Source organism: Dyadobacter sp. HNCC25DJ184 (genome assembly GCF_056895215.1).
This window is the reverse complement of record NZ_JBXHAQ010000012.1, coordinates 113987-128059: the sequence shown is the minus strand read 5'-3', so window position 1 is coordinate 128059 and position 14073 is coordinate 113987. Positions and strand designations below refer to the sequence as shown.

14 protein-coding genes are annotated in these 14073 nt (G+C 42.7%); 9 read left to right on the top strand and 5 right to left on the bottom strand.

The annotated features are described in order from the left end of the window. Positions 1-182 precede the first annotated feature (182 nt). Complete coding sequence (locus tag AC1XUD_RS18290; RefSeq protein ID WP_483362487.1) at positions 183-803, top strand: TetR family transcriptional regulator; 621 nt, start codon at positions 183-185, stop codon at positions 801-803. On the opposite strand, the gene AC1XUD_RS18285 is transcribed toward AC1XUD_RS18290, so the two are convergent. After that, positions 771-1046, bottom strand: a complete 276-nt coding sequence (locus AC1XUD_RS18285) for a CBU_0592 family membrane protein (protein ID WP_483362486.1) — start codon at positions 1044-1046, stop codon at positions 771-773. The genes AC1XUD_RS18290 and AC1XUD_RS18285 overlap by 33 nt on opposite strands. A 461-nt stretch (positions 1047-1507) precedes the next feature. Between AC1XUD_RS18285 and AC1XUD_RS18280 the strand changes: the two genes are divergently transcribed. The 5 genes from AC1XUD_RS18280 to AC1XUD_RS18260 all read left to right on the top strand — a co-directional run bounded on the left by AC1XUD_RS18280 (position 1508) and on the right by AC1XUD_RS18260 (position 6268). Then, positions 1508-2566, top strand: a complete 1059-nt coding sequence (locus tag AC1XUD_RS18280) for an endonuclease/exonuclease/phosphatase family protein (protein WP_483362485.1) — start codon at positions 1508-1510, stop codon at positions 2564-2566. Between the two features lie 219 nt (positions 2567-2785). After that, a complete protein-coding gene (gene xth / locus AC1XUD_RS18275) occupies positions 2786-3559 on the top strand; it encodes an exodeoxyribonuclease III (RefSeq protein WP_483362484.1) in 774 nt (257 codons plus the stop codon). A 147-nt stretch (positions 3560-3706) separates the two neighbouring features. Then, positions 3707-4957, top strand: a complete 1251-nt coding sequence (locus tag AC1XUD_RS18270) for a glycoside hydrolase family 5 protein (protein WP_483362483.1) — start codon at positions 3707-3709, stop codon at positions 4955-4957. Further along, positions 4914-5669, top strand: a complete 756-nt coding sequence (locus AC1XUD_RS18265) for a PIG-L deacetylase family protein (RefSeq protein WP_483362482.1) — start codon at positions 4914-4916, stop codon at positions 5667-5669. Before AC1XUD_RS18270 ends, AC1XUD_RS18265 begins: the two co-directional genes overlap by 44 nt. A gap of 2 nt (positions 5670-5671) precedes the next feature. Next, positions 5672-6268: an SAM-dependent methyltransferase gene (locus tag AC1XUD_RS18260; RefSeq protein WP_483362481.1), complete on the top strand. Its 597-nt coding sequence runs from the start codon at positions 5672-5674 to the stop codon at positions 6266-6268. A 2-nt stretch (positions 6269-6270) separates the two neighbouring features. On the opposite strand, the gene AC1XUD_RS18255 is transcribed toward AC1XUD_RS18260, so the two are convergent. Beyond that, the gene (locus AC1XUD_RS18255; protein ID WP_483362480.1) at positions 6271-7461 is read right to left on the bottom strand and encodes a glycosyltransferase family 2 protein; all 1191 of its coding nucleotides are present in this window, start codon (positions 7459-7461) and stop codon (positions 6271-6273) included. A gap of 138 nt (positions 7462-7599) precedes the next feature. On the opposite strand from AC1XUD_RS18255, the gene AC1XUD_RS18250 reads away from it, so the two are divergent. Continuing rightward, positions 7600-8715 (top strand): acyl-CoA dehydrogenase family protein, encoded by a 1116-nt coding sequence (locus AC1XUD_RS18250; protein WP_483362479.1) that lies wholly within the window; start codon positions 7600-7602, stop codon positions 8713-8715. An 18-nt stretch (positions 8716-8733) separates the two neighbouring features. On the opposite strand, the gene AC1XUD_RS18245 is transcribed toward AC1XUD_RS18250, so the two are convergent. From AC1XUD_RS18245 to AC1XUD_RS18235, 3 genes are read right to left on the bottom strand one after another with little or no spacing between them, the layout of a single operon-like run. Continuing rightward, positions 8734-10134 (bottom strand): glycoside hydrolase 5 family protein, encoded by a 1401-nt coding sequence (locus AC1XUD_RS18245; RefSeq protein ID WP_483362478.1) that lies wholly within the window; start codon positions 10132-10134, stop codon positions 8734-8736. Between the two features lie 33 nt (positions 10135-10167). Next, a complete protein-coding gene (locus tag AC1XUD_RS18240) occupies positions 10168-11001 on the bottom strand; it encodes a DUF72 domain-containing protein (RefSeq protein WP_483362477.1) in 834 nt (277 codons plus the stop codon). Positions 11002-11009: 8 nt separating this feature from the next. Beyond that, a complete protein-coding gene (locus tag AC1XUD_RS18235; RefSeq protein WP_483362476.1) occupies positions 11010-12248 on the bottom strand; it encodes a glycosyltransferase family 1 protein in 1239 nt (412 codons plus the stop codon). Between the two features lie 340 nt (positions 12249-12588). On the opposite strand from AC1XUD_RS18235, the gene AC1XUD_RS18230 reads away from it, so the two are divergent. Together AC1XUD_RS18230 and AC1XUD_RS18225 are read left to right on the top strand one after the other, a co-directional pair. Continuing rightward, positions 12589-12975 (top strand): response regulator, encoded by a 387-nt coding sequence (locus tag AC1XUD_RS18230; RefSeq protein WP_483362475.1) that lies wholly within the window; start codon positions 12589-12591, stop codon positions 12973-12975. 419 nt (positions 12976-13394) lie between these two features. Beyond that, the gene (locus AC1XUD_RS18225) at positions 13395-13955 is read left to right on the top strand and encodes an RNA polymerase sigma factor (RefSeq protein ID WP_483362474.1); all 561 of its coding nucleotides are present in this window, start codon (positions 13395-13397) and stop codon (positions 13953-13955) included. The last annotated feature ends 118 nt before the right edge of the window (positions 13956-14073 follow it).

Here is a 14073-nt window from a genome sequence, read left to right as displayed (position 1 = left end):
CATAGCCTTTAAAGAATGAAGTAGCAAATTTCATTGATTTTAAAGGCCTGAACGTTAAGTGATTGTTACGGAATTGTAAACATATATTAATTGAACATTCATTCAAAATATAATTAATAAATTTTATGGCTTTTCCGTGAAAAACGGCTATATTGCTCGCAGTCAGATCATTTAATCTTTGTATGGGAAGGAAGAGCTTAAAAGAAGCCCGGCAAAAAGAAATTATTGAGGAATTTTATAAACTTGCTAAGAAGGAAGGCCTGGAAAACACTTCAATTGCAAAGATTGCGAAGAAGATGGATATCAATCCGAGCCTGATCATACACTATTTCCAGACGCGCGAAGACCTTACCTACGGGCTGATCGACTATATACTTGATAAATACCTGCTGATATTTAAGGTTGGGCAAAAGAAAACGCTGAACTCGAAGGATGCCTTGCTGGAAATAATAGATAATATTTTCTCAAAAAAGTGGAATACCCTTTTCGATGACGGGCTGTTTTACAGCTGTTATTCGCTTGCTTTCAGAGAGCCCAAGATAGCAGATATGTACAAAAAGCTGCTGGAAGCACTTCGTAAAAGTCTTAGTGAATATATTGAACAATGCAGACTGGACGGATTCCTGGAGGTCAATGATTCGGAGGAGATCGCGGATAATATCTTTGTGATCGTAGACGGAGCCTACTTTTACCTGAGCCTGGTGAGTGATAAAAAGGACCATGAAAAAAAATTGAAGCAGTATAAAGAGCAGGCTGTTAAAATGCTTGGGCTAATCAGTACTCCCGCTCTTTTGCCTGAGTGAAATCACAAAGCGCCTTGAGATGGCGACGAGGCCAATGACCAACCATACCACATTCACCACAAGATTTGGCGTGTCCATATGAAAGTAGGCGTCTGTGATCAGGCCGATTGCTCCGAGGATATTCAAAATATGGAATAAATATCCATTTGATTTGAGCATATTAATACTCAATGAGAAATAAGCTGTCACGTAAAAAACTACTCCAAGCCAACCTGCTATCTCTACTACTAGTTCTTTATTCATAATGTTGAGTCTGCGGTGAAGCTTTGTACAATACCCCGATGCCCGAACGAATTTAGCATATGTTGATATTGTTGCACGAGCTTGTGTTACCTGATTTATTCCCAAAATATTGTGTTGATTCAATTTTCAGGACCCGAGATTTGAAGTTGTTTGCCAAAAATAACAGCTTTGCAGAAAGAAAGGGGGGATTTACGTTACAAATAATATTACCGGTGAATCCTTCAAGGCGAGGAGGCGATCTGAACTTCACTACTTTCCAGGTTTTGCGTTTGATCTTCCTTTGATTGTCAGCCTCTTGATCTATCCTGACTATTATAGACACGGATTATTGTACATGCTTTCCCAGATAAATACTATATTGGATCGAAATAAGATCTTCCGCGCCGGGTCAACGACGCAGCTACGGAATCACTATTGTTACTAACATTACTCAACATAAAACCGGTCGAAATTTGATGCCAATGTTTAAAACGTGTCTGGAAGTTAGCGGTGTTTTCCTTATCCTAATGTCCCTGATCCCTCTTATAAGAAATGATTACTGGTTCTTTCGTGTTTTTGAATATCCAAGACTTCAAAAGCTGTTTCTTAATCTGGTTGTAATCATCGTTTACACCTCTCTGTTCAGTATTTCGGAATCGTTTGAGATCATATTTCTGGCGGCATGCATTGCCAATTCGGCCTACCTTTTTTATCAGATATATCCGTTTACGATTTTTGCGAAAAAGGTAATATTCAAAACCGATCATGACGATCCTTCCAATCGCATAAAAATAGTATCGTCCAATGTGTTCCAGGATAACAAGAATACCAGCGGTTGCATGAAAATGCTTGAACGTTGCGACCCTGATATCATCTTACTTTTAGAGACGGACAATTTTTGGCTCGAGGGTGTATCGACGCTAAAAGGACGGTATCCCTATTCTGTTCTGATTCCGTTGGAAAATACGTATGGTATGCTGCTTTTTTCCAAACTTGAGTTGGTTGCTCCACAAAAACGTTTTCTGGTAGATAAAGAAATTCCATCGATCAAGACGTTGGTCAAATTACCGTCTGGAAATATGGTGGAGCTATATTGCGTACACCCAACCCCGCCTGTTCCGGGAGAGAACGACCATTCGACGGAAAGGGATAAAGAGCTTTTGCTAGTCGCCAAGGAGGTGGAAGAAAGCAAAAGGCCAAGTATTGTTATCGGAGATCTTAACGATGTGGCGTGGTCATACACTACCGATCTTTTTACCAAAATAAGCGGCCTGCTGGATCCAAGGATTGGAAGAGGATTTTATAATACTTTTCACGCCAGAATTCCTTTTCTTCGTTTTCCTCTTGACCATGTTTTTTGTTCAACTGACTTTAAATTGGTCGCGCTCTCTAGAATGGAAAACTTTTCTTCAGACCATTTCCCGATTATGATATCCCTTCAATATGAGCGTCGGGCTGCTTTGGAGCAGGAAGAACCTCAAGCGGACGAGGAGGAGAGGAAACTCGCGGAAGAGAAGATCCGCAAGGAAACAGATGATTAACATCGAATATTATGCTTTGAAAGTGTCTTCAATGCGAAATACTTAAGCGGAGTGGATACGGCCATCTGGCACGGTTATGGCAAATCACATTAAGTGAAAGCGGAGAATTGCACCTGTTAGAAGCTGATTTTCTGATTTTTTTTGAGAAGTTTATTTGCAAGTACCGTGTTGACCACACCATTTATGATCTGAACCGAGCATGTAAAAGCTCCATCAAAAATGAAAATAGCTACCTTCAATATCAATGGAATTAATGGACGGTTGCCGGTTCTCACCAGGTGGCTAACTGAGCAGCAACCCGACATAGTTTGTCTTCAGGAGCTTAAGGCGCCAACAGATAAATTTCCGGAGAAAGCGCTGCTTGAACTGGGATATAATGCAATTTGGCACGGTCAAAAAATGTGGAATGGCGTGGCAATTCTGGCGAAAGGAATGCCTATCCAAGAGGTTCGCAACTTTCTTCCGGGCGACGATGACGATGATCAAAGTCGATATATCGAAGCTATAATTGGCCAGGTACTCATCTGCTGTCTCTATTTACCGAATGGCAATCCCGCTCCGGGTCCTAAGTTTGACTATAAACTTGACTGGTTTAAGCGCTTGAAAAAACATGCAAAATATTTGCTGTCGGAAGATATCCCGATCATATTGGCAGGAGATTATAATGTAATTCCAACGGAACTCGACGTTTACAAGCCTGAAAGCTGGGTTGATAATGCGTTGTTTTTTCCCGAATCCAGAAAAGCGTTTAAACAACTCGTAGATCAGGGGTGGACGGATGCGCTACGGCATCTGTATCCAAATGAGCGGATCTACACTTTCTGGGACTATATGCGAAATGCATATGGCAGAAATGCCGGGCTTCGACTTGATCATTTTTTACTGAGTCCACAGATCCTGGACAGACTCAAATCAGGCGGCGTAGACAAGGAGGTAAGAGGGTGGGAGAAGACGAGCGACCATGCTCCGGCGTGGATTGAACTAAAGGATTGACGACTGGCAAATTTATTTTCCCGATGAATTGATCACGTAATCGAGTTTTGATTTTTTTTCTGGCACACGATTTTAAATGTAACACTTACGATCCTCGATTGGCAGAGGAAAGTATTGATTAGTGCAATTAAATGTCGTAAGTGCTTTATGAACAAATTTATCGAAAATCCATTTGAGTCTTTTTGGATGGCCGGCTTCGAATGCTCCGATCAGCTCAACAATCGTGGCGAGCGAGTGGATTTTTTGCATATCACGTCTCATTTTGATCTTATTAATCAGGATTATGAGGCTCTGGCGGGTTTGAATATGAAGGTAGTTCGGGAAGGAGTGCGATGGAGCCAGATTGAGATCCAACCCTATATATATGATTTTAGCCTGGTTGAGCAAATGATATTGGCCGGCAGAACAGCGGGAATTCAACAAATTTGGGATTTATGTCATTTTGGGTTTCCCGACGACCTGAGTCCTCTTCATCCTCAATTTGTCCGTCGATTTGAAGCATTCTGTCGCGCATTTGCCAGTTTCTACAGGAATATCAATCATGAGCAAGTGCTTATCGTGACCCCTGTAAATGAAGTGGGATTTATTTCCTGGCTTGGAGGGGATGTTGCCGGAACAGCACCATATTGTCATAACAACGGCTGGCACGTAAAGTATGGGTATATGAAAGCTTATATAGCTGGGGTGAAGGCGTTAAAAGAGATTGATCCAGAAGTGCGTATACTCACTACCGAACCACTGGTCAATATCACAATTAGAAAGTGGGCAAATGAAGCAGATAAGGAAAAAGCAACACTTCATCACGAATTTCAATATCAGGTATTGGATATGCTTTGTGGCCGAATATGTCCTGAGTTAGGTGGTAAGGAGGAGTACCTGGATATTATCGGTTGTAATTATTATTACAACAACCAATGGACCTTGGATCCGCATCAGGTGCTACGGTGGGGTGAGATAGTACCGGAAGAAAATTTCAAACCTTTGTCTGAAATGATAGCGGAAGTATATAAGCGATATAACCGTCCGATCGTGCTCGCAGAAACAAGTCATCCGGGTGTGGATCGGCCAAAATGGATTCAAAGAATAGGAGAGGAGTCAATAAAGCTCCTCGAAAATAATATCCCATTTTGGGGAGTTTGCTGGTATCCGATCATTGATCGTCCTGACTGGGATAATTTAGTCGATTGGCATCATTCTGGCATATGGGATAGTGTGGGGGATTCGATCGGAGAGAAACGAGTTCTTCATCAGCTGACCGCGGATGCATTGCTGCTTACCCAACAAAAGGTTGCGAATGCGCTCAATGCCTCTGAAAACCAAAAACGATACCAAATAGAAATTAAAACTGACGAAAATGGAAGAACTTCAAACAGCATCTTTCGAACAGCGATTGGGTGAGATTGACACAGTTAAAGTCAGTTCGTTCGGTAAAAGTATGGTTATTGCACCCCATCCAGATGATGAGACGCTAGGGTGTGGAGGCACGGTTGCACTTCTGCTCAATGAGAACATTCCGGTACATTTCATATTCATGAGCGACGGAACGATGTCTCATCCAAACTCCAAACAATATCCGTCCGACAAATTAAGAGCGCTCAGGGAAATTGAAGCAATCGAGGCGGTCAAGATACTGGGAGGAAATGTTGATCATATCGAATTTCTTGCTTTTCCAGACAGGAGCGTTCCTTCGCTTGAAAGTCTTTTTTTCGAGTCAGCAGTGAGATTGTTAATCGATCGGATTAATCAGATAAAGCCGGATACCATATTTATTCCCTGGCAAAATGACCCTCATCCCGACCATCGGGCTTCGTGGCAAATAGTTTTTGAGGCAGTTTCCCGCCTTAAAAGTAAACCCGAATTGGTACAGTATCCGATTTGGCTTTGGGAAATGGGAAACAGATACGATATAGAGCAAATTGAGACAATGAGAGTTTTTTGCGTGGATATCAATGAAACACTACCTTCGAAAATGAAGGCCCTGGCTGCTCACGAATCACAGGTAAGCAATCTGATCGATGATGATCCGTATGGCTTTCGGCTTTCAGAACAGGATATAGCCCATTTCAATCGCAACCGGGAAATTTTTTTCAAAAACCAAATTGACCAATAACAATGGAAATTGATAAATCGCTGAATGCAGAATATTTTAACAAGCTATACCAACAAAATCCGGATCCATGGAATTTCGAGGAAAGCGCATATGAGAAAGAAAAGTATGCCGAAACCCTCAAGATGATCCCTCGCGAATCATACTCCAGCGGCTTAGAAATAGGATGCGCCAATGGTATATTGACGAAGATGCTGCTTAAAAAATGCGACCAGATTCTGGCGGTGGATTCGAGCGGAATTGCAGTCGGGAAAGCCAGGGAGCGGCTGGAAGGATATCCTGGCGTGCGTGTGGAAGAAATGGAAATTCCGAAAGGATTTCCTGACGAAAAGTTTGACCTAATGCTCCTTTCCGAGGTAGGATATTTTTTAATTGAAAAAGATCTGATCGAAGCCAGGAATATGATGGTAGATGCTTTGCTTCCAAATGCACACCTGCTTTTAGTACACTGGACGCCGGTTGTTCCCGAATTCCCCCTCACGGGCGATCGGGTACACGACCTTTTTCTCTCACTTGCGGGTGATGATGCTAAGTTGCCGCTGGAGCATCTTGATCAACGTATTGAATCTCAGTACAGAATGGATCTTTTTATGAAAAAATAAAGTCAGGCCTGTTTTCGATTCGAAACATTGGAAATCTCTCTTTTCAGATCGTCAATGACTTCTACAATGTCCCGGTTGGGCCAGAGGGACGACCAATTATTTTCAATCAATTTTTCTTCAATCGCTTCCCACAGACTTCCGAAATAAAATGCGGTTTCAGCCTGGGAAGTCAGCCAGGAGTCGTCGAGATGAAGCATATTACAAACTTCGCCTAGAAGAGGTAGATTGCTGACATTCAAGCCAATCCTGCTAGCTTTCCAAAAATCACGCAAGAGCTTTCTGGCTTTTAGTTTTAGGATCAATGACCCCACTGGCTCTACCAGCAAAGGGTCCTTAGAGTCGTTCATTTCTCCCCATTGTTTCAATTGGATCGACAGACCGAAGTCTACCCGGCCTTCCGTTCTCGACGAAGTAAAAACCTTTACCAAAGGACTCATCCTGATTCTGGCATCGACTCTGATCAGCGACTTGTGAAATGCCATATCTTCAAGAAAAGGAATCACAGGAAGCCTCCCACACAAATCGTAAACCCGGCAGGTAACCGCAAAACTTGCTCCGAAACATTGAAAATGACGTGGCCAGGGATCATTGATCACCGGGTCAAGCAAATCTTCAAATCGGGACACCAGATGTTTGTATGTAATGTCTCGTAAATAATATAGACGGAAAGAACTGTTCTCAGGTCTCGTAAGAATGCGTCCGCCTACTACATCATTTCCGTTTTCTATCTCCTTGATTGTGTTGTATATCCATAACGAATCTACTTGTGAATCACTGTCCGTGCTCGCAATTATGCCCGAATCTTTCCGTATCTCACTGAACCGTTCAAAAGCTCCATCCATCAAAAGGCGTCGCACGGTACCGATATGGGCATCGGGAACGGGAAGATCAACCGCCTCGATATGTAATGGAAAAGCCGGGTATTTTTGTTGATATGAACGGGCTATCGAAACCGAATTGTCGGTGCAATTATTGGCGAGCAAGAGAATCTCGTAAATCTCATAAGGTAATTGCTTCCCGAGTTCATTAGTTTGCATGCGAAGCGCGTCAAGTGTTTTGATCAGATTATCTTTCTCGTTTCGTACTGGAAGAATGACAGAGATTTTCAATTCCGGGTTTATCGGGAATTTTCTGAAAAGCTTTGATTCTGAAATTGATCCGGAGATTTGCTGGGTGGCGGAAGAATTAATCATATCCACTATCAAAAAATTTAAATTCTTAGTGCAGCTGATATCAAAATAAAATTTCGTGCCAAAACCATCAATCGCAAGCGGTGGGCAGTTGGGTACGATAATAATAGGGTCATGTACTACCGGCTCAAAAAATCATATATGGATATAGAACGATTGCGACCACTCGTGGAGCAAATAAAGGAATATGCAGCAGCAAGCGATCATGACGATATGTTTCCGGAGCGGGAATTTGAGCTGATTAAAGGGGCGGGAATGCTACATATCCTGCTCGATATGCATCCGTATAGTTACAAGCAATTTCAGACCAAGTATCTGGTTGAATTTCTGAAGTTATTAGGAAAAGCAAGCTTGCCCGTCGGAAGAATATATGAAGGGCATGTCAACGCACTGCACCTTATCGAAGTATTCGGAAACCCGGTTCAGAAAGATCGATATTTCGGGGAAGTATATCGCGAGGGAAGCTTGTTCGGGGTTTGGAATACCCAGGCAGAAGACGGCGTTACGATTAAGGATATTGGCGGAGGCAAATTCATAATGCAAGGTTCTAAAACCTTTTGCTCTGGCGGAGGATGGATCAACAGACCATTGGTTACCGCAGAACTCACCACGGCGACCGGCAAAGGCTGGCAGATGTGCATCATTCCTGCTGAGAAAGTGAAGGATATTATTTCAGACCGAAGCTTTTGGAAGCCTTTGGGCATGCGGGCATCAGCGAGTTATAAGATGGATTTTTCAGGAATAGTATTGGATCAGACTGACTTATTGGGCGTTCCGGATGCTTATTATAAAGAACCTTACTTTTCAGGTGGTGCCGTTCGGTTCGCCGCCGTTCAACTGGGTGGTGCGCTGGCAGTTCTGGAGGAAACACATCAATTTTTACGGGAATTGAACCGTACCGGCGATCCCTTCCAAAGAGCGCGGATTGCAGAGATTACTTATCTGGTAGAAACCGGAAACATGTGGGTAAATCGGGCGGCCATGAAGTCGGATAAATGGGAGGTGTTACATTACAGCACAGATGAGCTGATAGGATATGTGAACATGACCAGGACGGTCATTAATGAGCTTTGCCTGCGATGCATGCAGCTCTCGGAACGTTGTGTGGGTGCCCGGGGACTGATGAGACCGTATGCGTTGGAAAGAATTCACAGAGATTTGACCACCTATTTGAAGCAGCCGTTTCCTGACGGGGTTATTACATCAATAGGGGCATATGTGCTCGAAAAACAAGATATCTCAACGCTTTGGAAGTGAAATGATTAAACAGCTGAGCTAGCTAATTTTGACAATCGCAAGCGCAAGATTAGTTTGCGGGAAGGGAAAAGTTGTCGTTAAATCTTCGATGAATTTCGTTGTCGAACGTGTGTCTAATAAACCTGATTTGGTGTCCCAAAAATAAATCGTATACTTCCCCGAAATCAGATTAGGCACTGCTAGTGTGACTTCGGTCGCCCGCTTCTTTTTTCCGGAAAGCAACCATATCACAGCCTGGGTACTATCGCCACATCCAAACACCTTGACAGCCGGCTGATCAACGTTAATGGTTTCACTTAAATTTATTCTTTTGAACTTTCTCCAGTCAATCAATTTTAGAAACATGGACAAGTTCAGTTGTGCGTCCCGCATGCCATGAGTAAGTACGTGAGGATGTCGGTAAGGCCAGCGCATTCCGCCGCCGCACGCGCCTGAAGCCAAATGAGCCCATTGGATATGAAGAAAATATTCATTGTCAAAAGCCTCCGGCAAGCTACGTCGGTTTCTGCTGAAAAACGATATAGGACCATGTTCACTGTCGAGAAAGGGACGACCTTCAATTGTTTTTCCCAATGCGTTTTTAACCATATCTCCTGTTACCAAGGCAGGGGTATATGTATTTTTTGGATAATCGATCGAACCCCTGTCATAAAAGTGGGTTGAGGCGAAATCCAACATGGGATGCCGGAAAACCAAATCCTGCATATCATATTGAGCAAGGATGGGCGCATATACGGAAACGGTCTGCAAGTGCGATCTGCTGAAAAGTGACTCCTCTTTTTGCCGGATATGCAGACTAATAGATTCAATAAAGTTAACGACCTTATCGATACTTTTGCCTGCGTTCAGCGGACTTGGTTCATTCCAAAGATCCCACGCGAATATTGCACCGCTCGCGCCCCATCTTTCTATAAAAAAATCGAAACGGTTTTTGATGGAAGCCAACATCGGTTCGGAAGTCATCCACTGCCATTTACTGCTGCATGGGCCTCCTGATAGTTTATTGTATGGATGAAATTTCCAGCGCCTCGCCATCCAGAAGGTGTCGAACGGGGTTACGAGCACCCTGATTTTATGTTTATGACAAAGAGCAAAAAGATCATCCCAGAACTGCACCATATTAGGCTGAAACCTGCCCACCGGTTTTTCCAGATATCTATTTTCCGTTTGACAATATTCCATCATCATGCGAATGCAGGTGACTCCCCGAGACGCCAAATAAGCCATATGCCGATCTACAGCCTCCGGATTTTTTCTGAGGAATAACTCATTGAAGTCAGGCCAGGTGAGAGCATCGTTCTGGCCGATTGGTGTCCACGTTTCCCCGTTATCGTCTTCGAAGTAGGGTGCCCCTTCGCATACTTTAATCCAGGTCATTTCTGAGGAATTGGCAATATCAGACTTTATCAATTTGATCATTGGTCAATTCTTCAGTGTTTTAATTTACGAATTTTATAGCCCCGACTGATCGATACTAGTGGTGTCGGCAGTTGAAGTATCTTCTGATTCGAGCTCCGCAATGAACTTTTCCAGAGTCTGAAAATTCTCTACTGCTGCTCCCATTGTGTTATTAAAATAGATATATACCTCTTTTTTCGCATTAAGCCAATCCCGCACGATCCCCGCATATTCATACAAAAAGCCTTGGTCATAACTTCCTTTGTAGTTGCCATCGGGCCCATGAAAACGCAGGTATACGTGGCCTGCATTCATCTCCTCAAAGGGCGACTCACTGCCGGATTTGTCGTGATATACCATCGTCGCGCCATATGTATTCAGAAGATCATAGGCTTCCGCAGTATACCACGATTTACTTCTGAATTCAACAGCTATCAACCATTTGCTGTTGTTAAGTTCCTGTAAAACAGATAGTAATGTTTCGACTTTATCGAAGAGTGAAATTTTGACAGAAGGTGGAAACTGAACGAGAATACATCCTCTTTTCGCGCCAACCTCTTCAATAACCTGAAAATATTTCATTAGGTCGTCGCCATTGAAGTTTAGTCCCTTGCAATGAGAAATCTCTCTCCAGAGTTTAAACGTAAACCGAAAATTTTCACCTACCGACTGGCTCCAGGCGGAAACCGTGTTTGCTCTCGGAAGTTTGTAAAATACTGAATTGATTTCTATCGAATTGAAAAGCGTTCCATATACTTCAATGCGGCTGCGGCCCTCAAGTGCCGGAGGGTATGAGTGCCTGTTTTTAAAAGGTAAAACCAGGCCACTCATTCCACCGTATAATAATCCGTGCTCAGCCATGGTCACAGACTGGCTAGTTTTCTCCATTTCAACCACTAAGCGCGCTGATCGATTCTGAGGTAATTGATGCTGTCGTCGACCCACTCACCTAGATGGTTTTCAATGTAAGTATTAGACATCAATGTCACCATTTTGGCGAAGGTGATATCCCACGACATGGTCAGGAGGAACTCGTCCGTTTTTTGTAGCCATTGTTTTTTTTCTTCCGCGTTTAACCAATAGTCTATTGCACCGATGAATGATAACTTGCTGTCGGCGATTGAAACCAGCATATTCGCACCATAAGGGTTCACAATATCCCTGATCGGAGTGGAAACAACCGGTCGCCCGGCAGATAAATATTCAGGTGTCTTCGTCGGGCTCACAAATCTGGTTGAGTCATTGATAAGAAACGGAACCATCGCGACGTCCCATCCCGATAAATACGCAGGTAGTTCCTGATAGCTCTTTTGACCTAAATAATGGATATTGGATCTGCGCGGAAGTGTTGCCTGATCAATTTTGACCACGGGCCCGATAAGTATGATATTCCAATCAGGACGAGATTCTGCCACTGCGTCGATTAAAGCTATATCAAAGCGCTCGTCGATTACTCCGTAAAACCCGACTTTCGGCCCTTGTATAGATGCCTGATCGGACGGTTCAGTTTGATTGAATCTTGCGCTCGCGAAATGGTCTTTATCGATACTGCTCGGGCAGGCAAAGATATTTGGATGCTGTGTTTTCTTCTCTTCATATAATGAATGACCGCCCGTGAATACAATCCCGGCCTTTTCAAACAGTATTCCTTCTCTGGCTTCCAATTCTTCCGGAGCAAACTTGAACGCAGCCAATTCGTCCATACAGTCATAGACCGTGAGGCCAGGTGTTAGATGGCTCGAAAAACCGAGTGCCATAGGGGTATAGTACCAAAATATGAAATCGGACGTGTCTCTTCCTGAGAAGAAAAATTCCAGCAGCTTTGCCAGCTCTTCGTTTATCTGGTCGTGAGTCAAACCCTGCTTCAGATGCGGCACACAAACCCATAGCTCTTTGGATTTTTTTGAAACGGCCAGATATGATTGCTCAGTTTCTTCAAAAATGGGCTCTTCCAGAAAATACACGGCTGCGATGTTGCTGAACCTGGTCATTAAATGTTGAGGGCGCTGGTATACAAAATCCCATCTCAGATGTGAAAAACATAACAGGTTTTTTGGTAAGGCCTTCTCTGGTGATTTGGTGTCAATAGTTTTCGATGATAGCAGTTGACGTTTTTCAAATGATGCCGTGTTCATATCAAATTGGTTTAGAATAATTGATGTTGATTGGAAGCGTTATTAAAAAATTATTCCAAACAGGGCGTGCCTGAAAGTGTGTGGATACCATTCATAGGACATCAACCTGCCGAATAAAAAGTGATTGAGCCAATCGGGATTTCGTGATCTGAGTCGTATAATGAAGTAGCGTAAGGCGATGCCGGGACGGTTGGCACGATAATAAGCAGTGTATTGAAATGTTTATATTCTGACCGGACGAATCCATCGTTTATCAAAGACGACTTTAATTGATTACAAAGATTTTCTTCTGTATTAAACTGAATATCAAAAGTTTGTAACCTTATAGATACATGCCGCTATGAAAGATATGAACCTTATTGTCATGATAGATGATGACACGGATGATCACGAAATCTTTAAAATGGCGCTATCTGACGTCGAGTTGCCATATCACTGTTTATTTTTTCTGGATTGTGAAAGCGCAGTGGCGCATTTCGATCGATCCAGTGTAAATGCTCCGGCTTTCGTGTTTATAGACCTTACTTTACCAAGAATAGGAGGCAAGGAGTGTTTGGAAAAACTGCAAAGATTGAGCGAATTCGATCATCCTTGTATCATTATTTATTCTACGTCGATTCCCATTGAGTGGCACGAAAGGCTCAAAGCCGTAGGTGTGGATAGGTTTATCGAAAAGGTGGGATCTGTACCGCATCTGGTGGTTCAGTTGCAACAATTGCTGGCATAACAGGGATGTTATGGAGTCTTAAATTCAAAATCGGGCAATCCGTTGATTTGTCGTTAACCTGGAATTATTTCTGGTTAAAATAATTTTTTACAGGCATATAGATGGGTATGAGTTGATTTTTAAATTTTTGAAAATCAACAATATACGGTGGAATTCGTTGGGGAATCGATTCCCGATATAGGGAAAGCCTTATGTTGCTAGCCATCGAATAATGGAAAAGAAGCAGATTTCTATGGCCTGTATCGAAGAGGTCGAACCCTTTTATGCGATCGCTGCGCACGACGATGTGTTTCACTCAGAATTGTGGTATTTTATTCTTAATTTCGTCTAGATTTTAGAATAAAATTTTGCCGATTTTTTAAAGACACATATAAATTTTCTGCGTGGTAGAGCGAGCGTTTCATAATGAAAAAGAACTGATGGCACGTGCTTCTGAGTCTGATCGGGAAGCATTTACTATTCTTTTTCATTGGTACAAAGACAAGCTTTACGCCTATGTGCTCAGACTTGCCGAATCGGAAGCACTGGCGGAAGATATTGTTCAGGATGTGTTCTTAAAACTTTGGAATGATCGCCAAACGTTAGGTTCGATTGATAATTTCGGAAGTTATATATTCCGTATGTCCAAAAATCATGTGATCAATCATTTCAAACGAATGGCGCATGAGACGCTGATCGTTGCGGAGATGTTTAAGCAAAATACAGATGTACACAACGACGTTCAGGATTTGATAGCAGTTCGTGATGTTGAGAAAGTGCTCGCTGAAATTTTAGAAAAACTTCCTACTCAGCAAAGAAAGATATATCATTTGAGCAGGGAGGAAGGCAGATCCCACGAGGAAATTGCAAATCTTCTCAGAATATCCCCTAATACGGTGAAAAATCATATTGTCCAGGCTATGTTCACCATTAGAACCCAGCTGCGCAATCATGCAGATACGATGTTGATCGTCGCTACTTTAATATCCTTGAAAAAATAATTTGATTTTTTTTCGTGTGGACTAGTCCCTCGGCTTCCCTCAGTTGTCTTTTATTTGGTACTATCTCATTAATGCCTTTTTTTATCGAGGTAAGTCCTGAATTGACAAAATCAAATTT

Excerpts from the sequence above, each read along its gene's own strand:
- AC1XUD_RS18290 (WP_483362487.1), top strand. The coding sequence starts at position 183 with ATGGGAAGGAAGAGCTTAAAAGAAGCCCGGCAAAAAGAAATTATTGAG.
- AC1XUD_RS18285 (WP_483362486.1), bottom strand. The coding sequence starts at position 1,046 with ATGAATAAAGAACTAGTAGTAGAGATAGCAGGTTGGCTTGGAGTAGTT.
- AC1XUD_RS18280 (WP_483362485.1), top strand. The coding sequence starts at position 1,508 with ATGTTTAAAACGTGTCTGGAAGTTAGCGGTGTTTTCCTTATCCTAATG.
- xth (WP_483362484.1), top strand. The coding sequence starts at position 2,786 with ATGAAAATAGCTACCTTCAATATCAATGGAATTAATGGACGGTTGCCG.
- AC1XUD_RS18270 (WP_483362483.1), top strand. The coding sequence starts at position 3,707 with ATGAACAAATTTATCGAAAATCCATTTGAGTCTTTTTGGATGGCCGGC.
- AC1XUD_RS18265 (WP_483362482.1), top strand. The coding sequence starts at position 4,914 with ATGGAAGAACTTCAAACAGCATCTTTCGAACAGCGATTGGGTGAGATT.
- AC1XUD_RS18260 (WP_483362481.1), top strand. The coding sequence starts at position 5,672 with ATGGAAATTGATAAATCGCTGAATGCAGAATATTTTAACAAGCTATAC.
- AC1XUD_RS18255 (WP_483362480.1), bottom strand. The coding sequence starts at position 7,461 with ATGATTAATTCTTCCGCCACCCAGCAAATCTCCGGATCAATTTCAGAA.
- AC1XUD_RS18250 (WP_483362479.1), top strand. The coding sequence starts at position 7,600 with ATGGATATAGAACGATTGCGACCACTCGTGGAGCAAATAAAGGAATAT.
- AC1XUD_RS18245 (WP_483362478.1), bottom strand. The coding sequence starts at position 10,134 with ATGATCAAATTGATAAAGTCTGATATTGCCAATTCCTCAGAAATGACC.
- AC1XUD_RS18240 (WP_483362477.1), bottom strand. The coding sequence starts at position 11,001 with ATGGAGAAAACTAGCCAGTCTGTGACCATGGCTGAGCACGGATTATTA.
- AC1XUD_RS18235 (WP_483362476.1), bottom strand. The coding sequence starts at position 12,248 with ATGAACACGGCATCATTTGAAAAACGTCAACTGCTATCATCGAAAACT.
- AC1XUD_RS18230 (WP_483362475.1), top strand. The coding sequence starts at position 12,589 with ATGAAAGATATGAACCTTATTGTCATGATAGATGATGACACGGATGAT.
- AC1XUD_RS18225 (WP_483362474.1), top strand. The coding sequence starts at position 13,395 with ATGGCACGTGCTTCTGAGTCTGATCGGGAAGCATTTACTATTCTTTTT.